The following is a 17,174-nucleotide window of genomic DNA, read 5'->3' on the forward strand; positions in this document are numbered from 1 at the left end:
ACTCTTATTATCTGAAGTTACTCTCCGCAAAGAAAAAGTATGCAATAGGAGTTACAGGTTCAATTACTAATTGCTGTTGTAGTCTTTTGCATTACGATTTTGCGAGACGTTTAGAAAAAATAAGGTTGATCTTTGCCCGGCACAGATATACTGTATATTCATACAGCAATCATGGAGGCAATGTTACTATGCAAACAAATTTCATTAAATCTCATCCAGTTAACAACAGGTTCAGTTCAGCACATACCTGTAAATCCTCCAGAAATGTCAAAGTAACAGGTTTAGTAAGTGAGCTGGTTTACAGTCTGGAAAAGCTGGATATAGCACAACTTCTGCTGCTGCCTTTGCTGCAGCAATTAGGCACTGAGTCGCGATGGCAGCTTTGGCTTACGCCACAAAAAAAGTTGAGCCGCAGCTGGCTGGTAGAATCTGGTTTGCCACCAGAGAAAGTGATGCATGTAAAAGCCTCTGATACCATCAATACAGTAGAAACAATGATTAAGGCAATGCAGACAGGAAACTACAGTGTGGTTTTGGGGTGGTTGCCTGAAAAAATCTCCTCAAAGGATCGTTGCAGACTGGAGGCAGCAGCTTTATCAGGGCAAACGCTAGGCCTTATAATGCGACCTCATATGCAAAATTTTGCCCAGCATAGACCTCTCAATGGATTAAAAATTCAGTCTGGATTGTATCATTAAGTAAAAATAAGAATATTCTTGCCACCGTATACGAGCTTTACCAATATAAGATCATGATTACATTATAACTTGATGTGACAATGAGTTAGCTGTATTTTCCTTAAATTGTTTCAACACACAACCTGCCGGAAAATGTGTAGGAATATGTATAATACTCTGTTTTTTTACAGACTAATGTCACATCATACTTGTAACTTTGCTGGTACGTTGTAGACTTTACGTCGCCAGGGTGCTCTAAAATCTTCCTTTCCCGGACGATAAACAATTGAGCGCCTTAACCCGGCGAAGGATTAATCAAAGAGCTCATTAAAGCTCATTGCCTATTTGGATGATAACGAGGCGCAAAAATGAAAAAGACAGCTATCGCAGTTGCAGTGGCACTGGCTGGTTTCACTACCCTAGCGCAGGCCGCCCCTAAAGATAATACCTGGTATACTGGTGCAAAACTGGGTTGGTCTCAGTATCACGACACCGGTTACTACGGTAACGGTTATGTTAACAATGATGGCCCAACTCACCAAAATCAGCTCGGTGCAGGTGCATTCGGAGGTTACCAGGCTAACCAGTATCTCGGCTTCGAGCTGGGTTACGACTGGTTAGGTCGTATGCCTTACAAAGGTAATAACGTAAATGGCGCGTTCAAAGCACAAGGCGTTCAGCTGGCTGCCAAACTGAGCTACCCGATTGCTGACGATCTTGACGTTTACACCCGCTTAGGTGGCATGGTGTGGCGCGCAGATTCAACTCAGAATAATAACGGTACTCGCATTGGCGATCACGACACAGGTGTTTCCCCTCTGGCAGCCATAGGTGCTGAGTATGCCCTGACCAAAAACTGGGCAACCCGTCTGGATTACCAGTGGGTCAACAACATTGGCGATGCAAACACTGTTGGCACGCGTCCTGATAACGGAATGTTGAGCTTAGGTGTTTCTTATCGTTTTGGCCAGGATGATGTTGCTGCCCCGGTCCCAGCTCCGGCTCCGGCTCCGGCTCCAGTCGTGGAAACCAAACGCTTCACTCTGCGTTCTGACGTTCTGTTCGCTTTCAACAAGGCTACTCTGAAGCCAGAAGGTCAGCAAGCTCTGGATCAGCTATATTCCCAGTTAAGCTCTCTGGATCCTAAAGATGGTTCCGTTGTAGTTCTGGGCTATACTGATCGTATTGGCTCCGAACAGTATAACCAGAAGCTGTCTGAAAAACGTGCGCAGTCTGTTGTTGACTACCTCGTATCCAAAGGCATTCCTTCTAACAAGATCTCTGCACGTGGCATGGGTAAATCTAACCCTGTAACCGGAAATACCTGTGACAGCGTTAAAGGTCGTAATGCCCTTATCGATTGCCTTGGCCCAGATCGTCGTGTAGAAATTCAGGTTAAAGGTATTAAAGACGTAGTAACCCAGCCTCAGGGTTAATTGCTTTAATATAAACAGCCCACAGTTTGAAGTTATTCTTTGAATGTGGGCTAACCGATATCAGGTGAAAATATATGCGCCCTTTTGATTCTTTTGCATTGGTCAATAAAAATTTACAATCATCAATCTGATATAAAATATTCTCTTTTAAAATACTCAGGCTTTAGCTTGAATTCATCCTTCTGGCTGGCTGCCCTGTTCTGGTTTACCTAATATCGCCTTTAGATCCTCCTTTAAGGAATCCATACGGATTGCATACTTTTCTTTGTGTTCTGCATCTTCAATTAATTGAACTATCGTTTCCGAGAGAGTGCTACTTCGTCGCTGTGCGAGACCTGCCAATCGTTGCCATACAAGATATTCCAAATCGATCGATTTTTTACGGGTATGCTGGTGTTCCGCATTGAAATGCCGCTTGCGTCTGGCACGAATCGTTTGATTCATGCGATTTTGCAGCGCTGGATTGATATGGCGTGTAATCCATTCCGCTACTTGCACAGGTCGGTTTTCCATTGCCAATAATTCATCTACTGCTACCTGTGCAGCACTGAACTCCAAATAACGTGTGATCATTTCACCTTCCCGGTGTTTTTTAACCAGGTACTTCCATTTCCACCCGCTTTCCAGATTTTCCAGCTGCTGATATTTCATCGGAATCTCATGTTTTTGACTAACTGATTTAGAATATCAGCTTTTCCAACGCTCTCGCATTGAAAAAAACCAATTAATTTTTACACGCCGTCCGGGCAAGATACACATCTCTGCGATGCTTAACATGCCTAAATCCAGTATAATGCTCCTTTTAACTTACACTCAGAAAAATGATAACTTGACCAATAATCGACTGGAATGGCGTGCCTTACAGCCTAAGACTGAAAATATAACCCCCTCTATCTCGCAGATACCCGAAGACAATTTAAGCTGTTTCGCTTCTGTACAGCCCCGCCTTTTTGATGGTGTGAATCTGTTGATGCAAACAACGGCCAGGTTTCCTCTCATGCTGGTCAGATCGTCTGAACATACTGACTATTTTTCCTTACTTGAAAAAATTATGGCGGGGATTTCAGCAGACTCCGCAGATAATGAGATCACAGTTTACGGTGGCCACTATCAAATTAATGGTACGAGTGTCAGCTGGCGTCCTGCAACTTCATCAGAGGATAATTTTGCAGGTCATGGTGGGGTTCATTTTGCCGACTGGATTGAAGTTGAACAACTTTTTGGCTGTGTACGTTGCTACAATCAAACAATTACCTTGCAACCAGGGTTGCTACATAAAGCAAATGGCGGTGCCCTGATTCTGTCTTTACGCACTTTGTTAGCACAGCCCTTGCTTTGGTTGAGGCTCAAAAAAATCCTTGCCACACAATATTTCGACTGGTACTCACCGGATGAAACTCGCCCGCTACCTGTAGCAATACCGTCAATGCCGTTACAACTGCGGTTGGTATTAATCGGTGAACGCGATGTCCTTGCCGAATTTCAGCAAATGGAACCCGATCTTGCCATGCAGGCACTTTATTCAGAATTTGAGGATAATTTGCAGATAAGTGATGGGGACGATTTAAGTCACTGGATTAAATGGGTGCAATTTTGGTCTATGGAACAGGACATAAACACCATCACTGATGATTTTTGGTCGGTCTTGATCTGCGAAGGCGCCAGATATACAGGCGATCAAGATACCCTGCCTCTTTGCCCGGCATGGCTAAATCGCCAGTTGCAAGAAGCCTTAATGTTCAGTCCCGATCAAAACCTCAGCGGCGAACACTTGCAAAATGCGCTTGAAACTCGTGAATGGCGGGAAAATTTCCTTGCAGAGCGCATGCTTGACGAAATATTACTCGATCAGGTTGTTATTGAAACTGAGGGAGAAATGATTGGGCAAATCAATGCCCTTTCAGTGATTGAAGTGCCGGGTCATCCCCGTGCCTTTGGCGAACCTTCACGTCTGAGCTGCGTCGTGCACATTGGTGACGGGGAGTTTACTGATGTTGAGCGTAAAGCTGAACTTGGCGGTAATATTCACGCCAAAGGCATGATGATTATGCAAGCCTGGTTGATTTCTGAACTGGATTTGGAACAGCAACTCCCCTTTTCGGCCTCATTAACCTTCGAGCAATCCTACACCGAATTAGATGGTGACAGCGCTTCGTTAGCTGAACTTTGCGTGTTGATTAGCGCACTGGCTTGCCAGCCTGTCAGCCAGCAAATTGCTATTACGGGGTCAGTAGATCAATTTGGTCGTGTGCAGGCTGTTGGTGGATTGAATGAGAAGATTGAAGGCTTTTTCCATATATGTAATCAACGTACACTCACTGGAAAACAAGGAGTAATCATCCCTGTGGCTAATATACGACATCTTTCACTAAACCAGGAGGTCGTTAATGCCGTTCGGGAAGACAGATTCCATATATGGGCAGTCAGTAATGTTGATGAGGCGTTGCTTTTGCTCACAGGTATTGAATGGAATAAAGAAGATGCGCCTTGCTTGCTTCGTACAATACAGGAACGCATTGCACAAATTAATCAGCAGGAACGACGCCAATTTGTATGGCCACTACGCTGGCTTAACTGGTTCAACCAGAATTAACCGGGCTTGTTCAGCTTATACCTGTAAGTTAATATCCCTGCTTCATTAAATAAGGCTTACTGAGAACATGGTAGATAAACGCGAATCCTATACGAAAGAAGACCTGATTGCCTCTGGTCAGGGTAAACTTTTCGGTGCCGGAGGCCCCCCCCTGCCAGCCGGAAATATGCTAATGATGGACCGTGTCATTAAAATGACCGAGGACGGTGGCAATTTCAATAAAGGCTTTGTGGAAGCTGAACTGGATATCAATCCGGACCTGTGGTTTTTTAGCTGCCATTTTGTGAACGATCCTGTTATGCCTGGTTGCCTGGGTCTTGATGCCATGTGGCAACTTGTGGGTTTCTATTTGGGTTGGTTAGGTGCAGAAGGCAAAGGTCGTGCCCTTGGCGTAGGTGAAGTCAAATTTAGTGGACAAGTGCTAACTGATGCTAAAAAAGTTTCATATCGCATTCATTTTAAACGCGTGATAAATCGCAAACTGGTGATGGGCGTGGCAGATGGTGAAGTGCTGGTTGACGGCAAGGTGATCTATACAGCTTCTGATCTGAAAGTCGGGCTGTTTAAAGATACAGCTGCATTCTGATTGCGCTATCAAATGCAAACCTCCGCAATGCGGAGGTTCTTACTCAATAATCCGCTCAAGGTGAAAACACAAGTACGGATCGTCTGAACTAAACAATCTGGTTACGCCGTAACCGTCCTGTCCTCCATGGCTTGTCGCCAACCTCCCAACCAGTGAGACCTCGCGTCTATCATTTGATAGGGACACATTTCTTTTGACCGCCCGGCAATACCGGCCTGATAGCCTCTTGAGTGTGCCCGTTCCAGTCGATCTCGTTTCTGTCTCTTCATCATGCCTGTAGTCCTCTCTTCAGGTCAGGTGGAATCTGGTGGAAAGAAATCAGTGACTGCAATATTTGCAGCCACGCGTTAATTTTTAACGTCATCCGCAGCAGAAATCAATGCGTAAGATTCACGTCATTGTCACATTTCTGTAGAAATATTGGCTATTTTTCACCCAAAAATTATTTCTTTCGCGCTAACGCATGATAATCAAACAAAAAAAACACGGAGACTTAAGATGATTTTGTAATAAGCAATGAGATTTTTAAGATTATTACTGCCATTTTTGTGCAATAACCGAGCTACCGAAGCACTCCTTTACACTAACCCGTCTGAAATCATAAAAGTCTGGAAGCATATCTACCAGTATTTAAAAACAAATATCCTCAGACAGCCTGATACTTTGGCTTATCCTTCATTCTGGCTGACAGCGTCAGAGGAGCGATCACGCTCATCTTGTCGATGGCTGGTCTCCCCTGTCTGTCGGATAACCTGAGCTATTTGCTGCGCCTCTTGCTGCCAGCCTGCAGCCAGAGACCGCACCAGAGCATCGTACCCGTCTTCCCTTAGTGGAACAGTCAAAATAAAAGAACGCTTAATAATCTGCCCCTGGTGTTCCAGTAGCCAGTCACCGCTAATCACCGCATGTCCATCGTAGCGTCCGTGGAAATCACTAATATTCACGTTCAGCGTGTCCTGCTGTTGAATAAGGGGCGAGCCTGAGACCAACCAGCTGGGCAACTCCCCAGACAAATTAGCAATCAGGGTTTGTTGCAATTGTTGATCGAGGGGGCTGGCCCAGAGATTATTGCTGGCAATGACGTATTTAACATCGCTACTCTGATAAACCAGACCATTACCTGCCAGGAAATCAGGCACAGAAATATGCTGTACAAACACAGCTGGCCGCTGAGTAACGCTGTTGCTAACAGCACCTCCCTTATGCGCTGAGGGCAGTTGATACCAGGTGGTTTCTGGCTTACTGCTACAGGCTGTCAAAATCAGCGTGAGTGCCACAGGAATCCATTTGATCATTAGTTGGCCCTTTTGGGTTGTGGATCTTGTCCGGATTTCGCTTCAAACACCAGCGCATTGCTTTTATTATTTAAAGTTCTCAGTACGGGCTGTAAATCACGAAGCACCTGATCAAGCCGCTGCATGTCGCCAACCATCTTGCTGTAGGCAGGTGAACCGGGCTGGAAAGCTTTCATGCTGGTATTCAGCTCACGCAGCGTTTTCTGCATATCCTCTGGTAACTGCTTCATTGACTGGCTGGAGGTGATCTGATTAATGTTGTCAAGCGTTTTCTGTAGCTCGCGTAGCGTTGCCTTACTTTGTTTTAGCGCTCCCGTTGCCTCACCAATCATCGGATCTAAAGGCAGGCTATTAATCTTATCAAGCGTTGCCATCAGCTTTTGCTGAATCTGCGCCAGTCCGGCACTGGTGGTTGGGATCAGTTCATAACCGGCGAACGCATCAGGTCCACGGTATGGCTTAACGTTGTCATAAAAATCCAGATCAATGTACAGCGAACCGGTAATCAGGTTGGCTGATTTTAATGACGCACGCAGTCCGGTTTTAATGCCATCTTTCAAATGCTGCTCCATGTCAAAATCCTTGCCCAACACGCTGGCGAAACGATCGGGTTCAATGCGAACCAATACAGGAATACGGTAATCGTTATTCAAATTCTGTGCGACTGCTTTCGACTGATAAGGCACCTGAGCCACTGTACCTAGTCGAATCCCGCGGAATTCAACTGGCGCGCCAGGTTGCAAACCACGGATTGAATCGTTAAAGAACATCAGGAAATCTTTATGCACGGTATACAGCGAATCCTGAATACTACGCTGGTCATCAAATAACGTGTATTCCGCCTCATTTTCGGCTACCTGACCAAGTTCCCACCCTTCCGGTACGTCAAAACTTACACCGCCGCTAAACAATGTGGTTAACGAACCCATTTCAACCCGCATACCGGAAGCAGACATGTCCACAGCGATGCCGCTGTCTTTCCAAAAACGCACATTGGTGGTGACCAGTCGATCGTAAGGTGCGCTGATAAACAGCTGATAGCTCATCAAACGTTTGTCAGGGTCGAAACGGCTGGTTTCCACCGAGCCAACGCGATAACTGCGAAACAATACCGGGTCACCTGCATTTAACTGGCCGGCACGGGAGCTGTCGAGAATGACATGGATCCCTTTTGCATCGGGTGGTGCGAGCGGCGGTGCATCAAGTAACTTGTACTGTTCAGGTTTGTCGCCTTTCGTCCCTGGCTGGAGTTCGATGTATGCGCCAGAGAGTAACGTTCCTAAACCCGTTACGCCTTCACGGCCAATAGCAGGTTTGACGACCCAGAAAGCCGTGTCACTTTTAAGCAATTTTTCCATGCCTGAATTGAGGCGGGCTTTAATTTCCACATGGTGAAGATCGTCAGTCAGCACCGCGCTCTCCACCACCCCAACATTGACACTGCGACTTTTAATGGTGGTTTTACCGCCCTCAATCCCTTCAGCATTGGTGGTAATGAGATTGACCTCCGGCCCCTGGTGGCTGAAGTGGTAGAATAAAATCCATGCGCCAATTAACACAGTGATGACTGGAATGATCCAGACAGGGGACCAGCGTTTAATTTGACTAACCGCCACCATACCGTGATTATTTTCCTTCAATGCTCGGCTCCTCAGGGCTTTTTTCACTTACGCGATCCCAGCATAATCGGGGATCAAATGTCATTGCAGCAAACATCGTCAGGATGACCACCAGGGCAAACAATAAAGCCCCGGGCGCGGGATAAATACTCATTAGCCGGCCCATGCGCACCAGCGCGGACAAAATTGCTATGACAAAAACATCAATCATCGACCAGCGGCCAACAAACTCGACCACCTCATAAATTTTGTGCATTTTATCACTGCCATAATGCTTTTTTCCGCTGCCACTGGCATCCCAGCACAACCAACTGATAGCCAACATTTTTAGCGACGGCACCATAATGCTGGCAATAAAAATAATCAGCGCAACAGGCCATGAGCCTTCGCTCCAGATCAGGATCACGCCCGCCATAATGGTTGAGGTAATCTTACTGCCCAGCGCCTCCGTCACCATGACCGGAAACAAGTTAGCCGGAATGTAAAGTAAAAGAGAGGTCAACAACAGCGCCAGCGTCCACTGCAGGCTGTGCCTGCGGCGTACATAACCACCGGTTGCACAGCGTGGACAGATAAACTGTTCTGCAGGTAACACAGCGGTACAGCAGCTACATGAGCGCAGGCCCTGACGAATTCCGCTGACAGCGGGCAACGGGGATGATGACAGCGGCGGCAAAGGGGATATGCGCGCCCAGAGCGAACGGCGATCGATACACTGAAAAACACGAATCTGCAAAAGACAAAAAAAACACCAGGGAACGAAACTGGTGCCAATACCAATGTCACCATAGGCCATCAGTTTAACAAAACTTACCAACACCCCGGCAAGAAAAATTTCCGCCATGCCCCAGCTTTTCATCTGAAAAAGCATTTTCGCCATCAGCTGCTTCACGGGTGAAGGCAGACTTACTGGATTCACTAACAGCAAAATGGCCACCATACAGATGGCCGGAACCGCCTGAACAAAAAGCATAAAAAGCGTTGCAAGACTGCTGTAATTCTCTGACGCCATCACCTGAGGGATGCGCATCAGCGTAATTTCACTGCTCAATCCGGCAACGCTCATACTGACGAAGGGGAAAAGATTAGCCAGCACCAACATAACCAATGCAGCAAGCGCATAGGCGGTCGGACGATTCTGCGGTTCATGCCAGTTGGCTAACAGAATTGTCCCACAGCGCGGGCAGTTGGCCTTGTTCCCGGGCTGCAGCTCCGGTAACTGTGACATCAGATCGCACTGTGGGCAAAGCATCCAGCTATCGGCGTGGTGTGATGAACACATAAATAACCTCTGCGTGATCCCCTTAGAATTAACCGTTTTTAAGCGATTCCAGGTATTCCCAGCGCTCGAATGCCGCTTCCAGCGCCTGTTCCGTTTGTGACAGCGCATCCAGCACAGGCTGTGTCACTTCACGAGGCTGGCTGAAGAATGCCGCATCCGCCACCTGAACCTGTAACGACGTTAAGTCAGCCTCTAAGGCTTCCATTTGTGCCGGCAGCTGTTCCAGCTCATGTTGCAGGTTGTAACTCATTTTGCCAGGCGGGCGTTTGACAGGCGCATTTTTTTTCGCTTCTACATCTGCACTCTCGGTGGTAGATTTTATTGGCGAACGATGTTGCTTATAGGCGGTCCGCTGCTGTTGTGCGTCATGATAGCCGCCAACGAAAGCACCGATTTCACCCGTGCCCTCGAAAATCCAGCACTCAGTGACTGTATTATCGACAAACTGACGATCGTGGCTTACCAACAGCACCGTTCCCTGGTAGCCGTCTATTAACTCTTCCAGCAGCTCCAGCGTTTCCACATCCAGATCGTTGGTCGGCTCATCGAGAATTAATAAATTGCTGGGCTTGAGGAACAGACGGGCGAGCAACAGTCGATTACGTTCGCCACCAGAGAGCGCCCGCACCGGCGTCATTGCCCGCCTGGGATGGAACAAGAAATCCTGCAAATAGCCCAGTACATGACGGGGTTTACCATTAACCATTACTTCCTGCTTGCCCTCGGCAAGGTTATCCATCACCGTGCGCTCGGGATCCAGATCGGCGCGGTGCTGGTCAAAATAGGCCACCTCCAGCTTAGTCCCGATATGCACGCGTCCGCTGTCAGGTTTGAGTTGATCGAGCATCAGTTTCAACAGCGTGGTCTTACCGCAGCCGTTGGCGCCGATCAGGGCAATTTTGTCACCGCGCTGTACCTGCACGCTGAAATTACGCACAAGCTGACACCCGGCCACCGCATAGCTGACATTCTCCAGTTCAAACACAATTTTGCCGGAACGACTGGCTTCCTCAACCTGCATGTTGGCTTTGCCCATTACCTCACGACGTTCCGAGCGTTCGCGCCGCAATGCTTTCAGCGCCCTCACCCGCCCTTCATTACGGGTGCGGCGAGCCTTGATTCCCTGGCGGATCCACACCTCCTCCTGCGCAAGTTTGCGATCAAACTCCGCATTCTGCATCTCTTCCACACGAAGCGCCTCTTCTTTGCCCAGCAGATATTGATCGTAATCGCCGGGCCAGGAAACCAGTTTGCCACGGTCAAGATCGACAATCCGCGTGGCCATATTGCGGATAAAAGAACGGTCATGGGAAATAAAAATAATGCTGCCCTGAAACGTCTTCAGAAACGTTTCCAGCCAGTCGATGGTTTCAATATCAAGGTGGTTAGTTGGCTCGTCGAGCATCAGCACACGAGGATTACTGACCAGCGATCTACCCAGCGCTGCTTTACGCAGCCAGCCGCCGGAAAGCGAGGAGAGATGCGCGTCACCATCGAGACCAATCTGTTTCAGCACGTCCTGAATACGCGTCTCCAGCTGCCATAAATTGTGGTGGTCAAGAATGCTCTGTAAACGAGCCATTTCATTGAGATTTTTATCACTAGGATCGTCCATAACCCGGTGTGAGATAGCGTGATAGGCCTTCAGATGACCGGCCTGCTCTTCAACGCCTTCCGCCACGAAGTCATATACTGAACCTCCCACATTACGAGGCGGGTCCTGTTGCAGGCGCGACACCACCAAGTCCTGCTCATAGATAATGCGGCCATCATCAAGCGGCTGCTCACGGTTGATGATCTTCATCAGCGTCGATTTACCCGCCCCATTTCGACCAACCAGGCAGACGCGCTCGTTTTCTTCGATATGTAGCTCGGTATTATCCAACAAAGGCGCGTCGCTAAACGACAGCCAGGCACCATGAATACTGATCAGTGACATGTAATTTATTCCTTACCGGCGTGAGTAATCAGCCAGCAGTTGTGAATCTGGCGGTTTCGGACAAAATCCTGCGATTGTGTGCCGACGGTAATATCTTGTGCGGAAAAGTGCAGCTCGCGCAAGCCGTCATGCTCCATTTTGAAACCACGTTTATTGTTGGAGAACATAATGGTGCCGCCCTTTCGCAACAGTCTGTGCAAATTTTTCAGCAACAGCAGATGATCGCGCTGTACGTCGAAACTCTCTTCCATTCTTTTCGAATTAGAAAAGGTAGGTGGGTCGATAAAGATAAGGTCGTAAATCTCGTCAGATTCATTCAACCAGCTCAGACAGTCGGCCTGGATTAGCCTGTGCTGGCGTCCGGTCAATCCATTCAGACGCAGATTGCGCTCCGCCCATTCGAGATAGGTACGCGACATATCCACCGTGGTGGTACTGCGTGCACCGCCCAGGCCGGCATGAACGCTGGCAGTGCCAGTGTAAGCAAATAGATTGAGGAAATCTTTTCCACGGCTCATCTCACCCAACATCTTTCTGGCTATGCGATGATCGAGAAACAGCCCGGTATCCAGATAATCCGTCAGATTCACCCACAGTTTCGCATTGAACTCTGCAACCTCGAAAAAGTCGCCTTTTTCACCTAACTTCTGATACTGGCTTTTGCCTTTCTGACGCTCGCGGGTTTTGAGCACCAGACGGTTGGCGGGCAATTCAAGCACGCTCAGGGTGGCGGCAATGACGTCGAACAGACGCTGGCGGGCTTTGGCTGCATCAATGGTTTTTGGTGGCGCATACTCCTGTACCACCACCCAGTCTGCGTAGCGATCAACAGCAACGTTATATTCTGGCAAATCAGCATCATAGAGGCGATAACATTCAATACCCGACTGGCTGGCCCATTTTCCCAGTTTTTTCAGGTTCTTGCGCAGGCGATTAGCATAGTCTTCCGCTATCTTCGCCTGTCCTGTGGACATGGTGCTGGCCGCCAGCTGATAATTTTTCTGCACGCAATCCAGTGGACCATTCTTTGCTTTAAACTGGCGTTCGGCGCGCAGTTGCAGGCAGCTTAACAGTTCAGGTGAAGCGCTAAACAGCGAAAGATTCCATCCTGCAAAATGCTGCTTCATAAGGCGTCCAAGCTGGCTGTATAGCGCAATCAGCGCTGGTTTACTCTCCAGACGCTCGCCGTAGGGCGGATTGCTGAGTAACGTTCCAACCGAGCCTTCCTGTTGCGGGTTTGTCAGTTTCAACACGTCCTGAGCGGTAAACCCGACAAGATCGGCCAGCCCTGCTTTGCGGGCATTAACGCGAGCGCGTTCAATCACTTTAGGATCATTGTCATAACCATAAAAACGTGAGGTCGTTGCGCGTAAACCACGACTGGCGCGTGCCTGGGCTTCGCTTTTCAATTCACGCCACAGCGTTGCATTAAACTGGCTCCAGCCATTGAAGCCCCAGTGGTTACGGTGCAGGCCCGGCGCACGATCACTGGCGATCATTGCCGCTTCAATCAGCAAAGTTCCGGAACCACACATTGGGTCAACCATAGTACTTCCGGGTTTCCAGCCAGAACGCAGCACCACAGCCGCCGCCAGATTCTCTTTCAGCGGCGCCTGCCCGGTCTGTTGACGATAGCCACGCTGGTGCAGACCATCACCGCTCAGATCGAGAGCAATGCTCGCTTTGTCATTGTACAACCAGACATTGATACGGATATCAGGCTGTTCGCGATCAACATCGGGGCGCGGAAGATTTTTACGGGTAAAGCTGTCGACGATGGCATCTTTTACCTTTAGTGCGCCGTACTGGCTGTTACGGATCACCTCATTCAGACCGCTAAAGTGAACGGCAAAGGTTTTGTCACTGCCAAACATTGCAGGCCAGTTAACCGCCTGCACGCCGAGATAGAGATCGAGATCGCTGTAAATGCCGCATTCGGTGAGGGGCAACAGAATACGCGAGGCAAGACGGCTCCAGAGGAGGCTTTGATACATCAGACGATCGTCACCCTTATAATGTACGCCGCCCTGAACGACCTGGCAGTCACTGGCCCCCAGCGCTTCCAGTTCACTTTTTAACAGCTCTTCGAGCCCACGCGCCGTACTGGCAAACAGAGAATTCATAGCGTCACTTATCGTCTTAAGAAAATTGTTGCGCATTATAGCTAATCACGGAAGCATGTCATAAAGATAGCGTGGTTTCGTTCAGATCCAGTTATTCAGCCCCAGCCAGATTGCGTACTCCCTGCTGATAACGTAGGCAGAATGGCGTAGTTAAATCAGGTTTCTCTGCGCTAAAACCCCGCATAACGCACTTTCAAACAGAGTCAGCACAACAGTGCCTGGTTATCGGCTCTCATTTACCCCGCATTGATACGCCCTGCACTGCTCTCACGTAAAGGCGGGAAAACCGGCTTTATGGTGGGAAGACAGGGTCGTGGCGTCAGCGTTTTATCTTTGCTCTTTCCGCTGTTCAATCTGACAGGTATACGAGCATTCACCGGAGGGCATTCTGGAATAAACGGCGTCATCGCGTTTTGCCAGCAAATCAGAACGCCACGAAGGAAAGGATCGAGAGACGCAGCAAGGAAGAATAAGACGCGCCAGGTAAAAACCTGAGGTTTTACCTGAGCGGCAAAGAAGAAAAGACAGGCGTTTTACTATCCTGCGCAATGAGGTCGGCATGCTCAATTATTGCCAGGTGAATAATATAAAACCGGAGCGGAAAAAGAATCAGGATTTTCAGTGAACATAGCGCCCTTACAGGGCGAGCGTCACGGCTCTGCCGTTCCGAGGGTGTTCATGACCGGCTCACAGCTTTATACTCTGCGGTATGTTAATTTGTACTAGCTCAGACCTGATCTGACAGTTACCGGTTATTTATACAGGTGTCTGTCAGATTAAATCTGGTTCAGATTTTTTTCTGCCCAGACCCGTTTACCATCAAGTAAAGTTGCCATTGGCGTACGCCCGCAGCACATTTTACCCTGATGAGTTCGCTCATTATTGTAATGCCACAACCAGTTGTCCAGATCTGCCTGCAGGCTTTCCAGGTCTCCATATAACTTCTTGCGGAACGTAACCTGATAAAAATCCTGCAAAATGGTTTTATGGAAGCGCTCGCAGATACCGTTCGTCTGTGGAGACATCGCCTTCGTTTTCGTATGGTCGATATCGTTGATGGCCAGATAAAGCTGATAATCATGCTGCTCCACTTTACCACAGTACTCCGTACCCCTGTCGGTCAGTATTCTCAGCATCGGCAGTCCCTGAGCCTCGTAGAACGGCAATACGCGATCATTGAGCAGGTCGGCGGCGGTGATCGGCGTTTTACTTGTATACAGCTTGCAGTGTGCCACTTTTGAGTACGTATCCACAAACGTCTGCTGGTAGATACGGCCAACACCTTTCAGATTGCCAACGTAGAAGGTGTCCTGCGAGCCCAGATAACCCGGATGTGCCGTCTCGATTTCGCCGCTGGCCTCATCATCGTGCGCCTTTTTCTCCAGCGCGGCGATTTGGGCATCGGTAAGCACAATGCCTTCTTTAGCGACTTTCTCCTCAAGCGCCTTCAGGCGTTTACGGAAGTTCTCCAGGTCGTGTCGTTGCCAGATGGAGCGCACGCCGCTGCCGGAGATAAACACGCCTTTTTTACGAAGTTCATTGCTAGTCCGATGCTGACCATGAGCCGGGAACTCAACGGCGTACTCAACAACCGCACGTTCCGTGGCCTCATCGGCGCGGTTCTTCAGGTTGGGTACCCTACGACTTTGATTAACCAGCGCATCAATACCGCCTTCTTCAGCCAGTTCCTGATAACGGTAAAACGTGTCTCGCGACACGCCCATGATCTTACAGGCTTTTGATACGTTACCGAGCTCTTCGGCCAGATTGAGTAAACCGGCTTTGTGTTTGATGATGGGATTGTTAGTATGAAGCATGAGAGTTACCTCGCGTTTTGTATAAGGATTCGACACCCATATCAAAACCGGTAACTCTCAACCTTTCAAGGCCCATTGTCAGATCAAGTCGCGACTAATACAGTTAATTTCTCAGGAAATCATTCACATTGCCCGTAGCAAAGCCCCCAGAAAGCGTAAACCCACGCCCTCGTCCCGACGCGCTATACCCGGATATCCTAAGCGTTTTCTGGTGTCCATTCCGCCCCGGAGCGATTATGACGACCCCGACGAGTTTTTTACGACACTCCGCAGGATGCCATTCGTCACTGTGTCCACCTGGGGCCACAGTTTTTCCTCGATACACACTTCGACCCGCCTCTCGTCTGCATCATCCGCGGCTTTGAGCCGCCTGACTCACCCGACGGCGATGTCGTCCTTGAGTCCATGCCAGCCGATGTGTTTATTATCGCCACAGAATCCGGCATGCTGCCGGTGACCTTCGCTCCCTGGGATAAACACACCGACAACTGGGCCGATGACTGTGACGACTGGCACTATAATACCGGTGCCACTGCAGAGCGATAATCCGCCGCATGTATATCCCGCGCCCGGCAAAACTGCTGTTCACCACTGATGACGCCTGGAACCGGTATATGGATAAACACGGGGACACCCTCAGCCCCTGGACCGTACTCTGCGTCGAGCGCATGCTCGCCTGCGGCACTGCTGCCATGGGGGTGAAGCGATACTGCTGCGCCTCCCCGGACTGCACCCACACCCGCTTCTTCTGCCAGACCTGTAAATCAAAAGGCTGCAGCTCCTGCGGACATAAGGCCACGGAGCAGTGGATTACAGAGCAACAGCAAATTCTGCCCGACTGCGACTGGCAGCATATCACCTTCACCATGCCCCATCTGCTGTGGCCCTTTTTCAACAATAACTGGCCTCTGCTCAATGCCCTGTTCCGCGCAGCCACCCGCGCCATGCTCCGCTGGGCCAGAAAACAGGGTGTGGAAGTCGGTATCTTCTGCGCCCTGCACACCTACGGTCGCCAGCTCAACCAGCATCCCCACATTCATCTCTCCGTCACCCGCGGCGGGCTTGATATTAAACACGGCGTATGGCGCGACCTCTTCTTTAAAAAGCATGCCGTGGAGGAAATCTGGCGCGGAGCCGTCATCCGGCTGCTGCGCCACAGCTATGACCTGATTAACCCCGGCAGGCTGCCGGGGCTGGGGCATATCCACGACAAAAAACAGTGGCTGCGCTATCTGCAGGCGCAGTACGGGCGCCGCTGGAAGGTCCACTTCGCGAAGAAGACCCGGGGGGCCTGGCGGAGCGTCAAATATCTGGGCCGGTACCTGAAACGGCCCCCCGTGTCGGCGGCGAAGCTGAGGCACTACAGCGGCGGCGCGGTGGTGCACCACTATTACGACCACCGTACGCAGCAGTACCGGCAGCAGACGCTGACGCAGGAAGATATGATCGGACGTTATATCAGCCATATCCCGGCGAAGCATTTTAAGATGGTGCGTTATTACGGTTTTTTATCAAACCGTAAACGGGGTAGCCTGCTGCCGAAGGTGTATGAAGCCCTGGAGATGGAAGCGCGGAAAAAACCGGAGAAGCCCGGCTTCGCCGCGCTGATGAAAGAATTTCTGCGCACGGATCCGTACAAATGCATTCTGTGCGGCAACCGACTGCGCTTCAGCAGTGCGCAGGCCGGGAGGCACGCGTCGGAGTTGGTGGCAGAAAGACTGCATAACATCGACCGGAAACGATGGCTTCTGGCACAGACTGCGGGATAAGTGCGTCTGAAAAACAGCTTTCAGGTTAAAAACGCGCC

General features: G+C 49.5%; 14 protein-coding genes. 6 read left to right on the top strand and 8 right to left on the bottom strand.

The window, feature by feature from the left end; genetic code table 11:
• The first annotated feature begins 188 nt into the window (after nucleotides 1-188).
• Together sulA and ompA are read left to right on the top strand one after the other, a co-directional pair.
• Nucleotides 189-698 (top strand): SOS-induced cell division inhibitor SulA, encoded by a 510-nt coding sequence (gene sulA, locus LU633_RS15340; protein ID WP_016189613.1) that lies wholly within the window; start codon nucleotides 189-191, stop codon nucleotides 696-698.
• A gap of 347 nt (nucleotides 699-1,045) precedes the next feature.
• Nucleotides 1,046-2,113, top strand: coding sequence for a porin OmpA (ompA, locus tag LU633_RS15345; RefSeq protein WP_016189614.1), 1,068 nt, complete (start codon nucleotides 1,046-1,048; stop codon nucleotides 2,111-2,113).
• A 174-nt stretch (nucleotides 2,114-2,287) separates the two neighbouring features.
• On the opposite strand, the gene matP is transcribed toward ompA, so the two are convergent.
• The gene (matP, locus tag LU633_RS15350) at nucleotides 2,288-2,764 is read right to left on the bottom strand and encodes a macrodomain Ter protein MatP (protein WP_016189615.1); all 477 of its coding nucleotides are present in this window, start codon (nucleotides 2,762-2,764) and stop codon (nucleotides 2,288-2,290) included.
• 124 nt (nucleotides 2,765-2,888) lie between these two features.
• Here matP and LU633_RS15355 point away from each other — a divergent pair, with 124 nt between their 5' ends.
• Together LU633_RS15355 and fabA are read left to right on the top strand one after the other, a co-directional pair.
• Nucleotides 2,889-4,706 carry an AAA family ATPase gene (locus LU633_RS15355; RefSeq protein WP_232426800.1) on the top strand — a complete coding sequence of 606 codons (1,818 nt, stop codon included), beginning with the start codon at nucleotides 2,889-2,891 and terminating at the stop codon, nucleotides 4,704-4,706.
• 67 nt (nucleotides 4,707-4,773) lie between these two features.
• Nucleotides 4,774-5,292, top strand: coding sequence for a bifunctional 3-hydroxydecanoyl-ACP dehydratase/trans-2-decenoyl-ACP isomerase (gene fabA, locus LU633_RS15360; RefSeq protein ID WP_016189617.1), 519 nt, complete (start codon nucleotides 4,774-4,776; stop codon nucleotides 5,290-5,292).
• Between the two features lie 101 nt (nucleotides 5,293-5,393).
• On the opposite strand, the gene rmf is transcribed toward fabA, so the two are convergent.
• The 7 genes from rmf to LU633_RS15395 all read right to left on the bottom strand — a co-directional run bounded on the left by rmf (nucleotide 5,394) and on the right by LU633_RS15395 (nucleotide 15,367).
• The gene (gene rmf / locus LU633_RS15365) at nucleotides 5,394-5,561 is read right to left on the bottom strand and encodes a ribosome modulation factor (RefSeq protein ID WP_016189618.1); all 168 of its coding nucleotides are present in this window, start codon (nucleotides 5,559-5,561) and stop codon (nucleotides 5,394-5,396) included.
• Nucleotides 5,562-5,960: 399 nt separating this feature from the next.
• On the bottom strand, nucleotides 5,961-6,587 hold the full coding sequence (pqiC, locus tag LU633_RS15370; RefSeq protein WP_016189619.1) for a membrane integrity-associated transporter subunit PqiC: 627 nt from the start codon (nucleotides 6,585-6,587) through the stop codon (nucleotides 5,961-5,963).
• Nucleotides 6,587-8,227, bottom strand: coding sequence for an intermembrane transport protein PqiB (pqiB, locus tag LU633_RS15375; RefSeq protein WP_016189620.1), 1,641 nt, complete (start codon nucleotides 8,225-8,227; stop codon nucleotides 6,587-6,589). The genes pqiC and pqiB overlap by 1 nt, the downstream gene beginning before the upstream one ends.
• Complete coding sequence (pqiA, locus tag LU633_RS15380) at nucleotides 8,214-9,488, bottom strand: membrane integrity-associated transporter subunit PqiA (protein WP_016189621.1); 1,275 nt, start codon at nucleotides 9,486-9,488, stop codon at nucleotides 8,214-8,216. Before pqiA ends, pqiB begins: the two co-directional genes overlap by 14 nt.
• Nucleotides 9,489-9,516: 28 nt before the next feature.
• Entirely contained in the window at nucleotides 9,517-11,427 is a 1,911-nt protein-coding gene (locus LU633_RS15385) for an ABC transporter ATP-binding protein (protein ID WP_016189622.1), read from the bottom strand.
• Nucleotides 11,428-11,432: 5 nt separating this feature from the next.
• On the bottom strand, nucleotides 11,433-13,550 hold the full coding sequence (rlmKL, locus tag LU633_RS15390; protein ID WP_016189623.1) for a bifunctional 23S rRNA (guanine(2069)-N(7))-methyltransferase RlmK/23S rRNA (guanine(2445)-N(2))-methyltransferase RlmL: 2,118 nt from the start codon (nucleotides 13,548-13,550) through the stop codon (nucleotides 11,433-11,435).
• A gap of 776 nt (nucleotides 13,551-14,326) precedes the next feature.
• Nucleotides 14,327-15,367: an IS481 family transposase gene (locus LU633_RS15395; protein ID WP_046371928.1), complete on the bottom strand. Its 1,041-nt coding sequence runs from the start codon at nucleotides 15,365-15,367 to the stop codon at nucleotides 14,327-14,329.
• A gap of 405 nt (nucleotides 15,368-15,772) precedes the next feature.
• On the opposite strand from LU633_RS15395, the gene LU633_RS15400 reads away from it, so the two are divergent.
• Together LU633_RS15400 and LU633_RS15405 are read left to right on the top strand one after the other, a co-directional pair.
• Entirely contained in the window at nucleotides 15,773-15,913 is a 141-nt protein-coding gene (locus LU633_RS15400; RefSeq protein WP_161796965.1) for a hypothetical protein, read from the top strand.
• 8 nt (nucleotides 15,914-15,921) lie between these two features.
• Nucleotides 15,922-17,136, top strand: coding sequence for an IS91 family transposase (locus tag LU633_RS15405; protein ID WP_046371879.1), 1,215 nt, complete (start codon nucleotides 15,922-15,924; stop codon nucleotides 17,134-17,136).
• Nucleotides 17,137-17,174: the final 38 nt, after the last annotated feature.

The sequence above is a fragment of the Erwinia tracheiphila genome, from assembly GCF_021365465.1.
Lineage (GTDB): Bacteria > Pseudomonadota > Gammaproteobacteria > Enterobacterales > Enterobacteriaceae > Erwinia > Erwinia tracheiphila.

What these genes read in the sequence shown, in the direction of transcription:
- pqiC (WP_016189619.1), bottom strand. Translation starts at nt 6,587, where the DNA reads ATGATCAAATGGATTCCTGTGGCACTCACGCTGATTTTGACAGCCTGT.
- sulA (WP_016189613.1), top strand. Translation starts at nt 189, where the DNA reads ATGCAAACAAATTTCATTAAATCTCATCCAGTTAACAACAGGTTCAGT.
- matP (WP_016189615.1), bottom strand. Translation starts at nt 2,764, where the DNA reads ATGAAATATCAGCAGCTGGAAAATCTGGAAAGCGGGTGGAAATGGAAG.
- LU633_RS15355 (WP_232426800.1), top strand. Translation starts at nt 2,889, where the DNA reads ATGCCTAAATCCAGTATAATGCTCCTTTTAACTTACACTCAGAAAAAT.
- LU633_RS15395 (WP_046371928.1), bottom strand. Translation starts at nt 15,367, where the DNA reads ATGCTTCATACTAACAATCCCATCATCAAACACAAAGCCGGTTTACTC.
- LU633_RS15400 (WP_161796965.1), top strand. Translation starts at nt 15,773, where the DNA reads ATGCCAGCCGATGTGTTTATTATCGCCACAGAATCCGGCATGCTGCCG.
- rlmKL (WP_016189623.1), bottom strand. Translation starts at nt 13,550, where the DNA reads ATGAATTCTCTGTTTGCCAGTACGGCGCGTGGGCTCGAAGAGCTGTTA.
- ompA (WP_016189614.1), top strand. Translation starts at nt 1,046, where the DNA reads ATGAAAAAGACAGCTATCGCAGTTGCAGTGGCACTGGCTGGTTTCACT.
- LU633_RS15385 (WP_016189622.1), bottom strand. Translation starts at nt 11,427, where the DNA reads ATGTCACTGATCAGTATTCATGGTGCCTGGCTGTCGTTTAGCGACGCG.
- LU633_RS15405 (WP_046371879.1), top strand. Translation starts at nt 15,922, where the DNA reads ATGTATATCCCGCGCCCGGCAAAACTGCTGTTCACCACTGATGACGCC.
- rmf (WP_016189618.1), bottom strand. Translation starts at nt 5,561, where the DNA reads ATGAAGAGACAGAAACGAGATCGACTGGAACGGGCACACTCAAGAGGC.
- fabA (WP_016189617.1), top strand. Translation starts at nt 4,774, where the DNA reads ATGGTAGATAAACGCGAATCCTATACGAAAGAAGACCTGATTGCCTCT.
- pqiA (WP_016189621.1), bottom strand. Translation starts at nt 9,488, where the DNA reads ATGTGTTCATCACACCACGCCGATAGCTGGATGCTTTGCCCACAGTGC.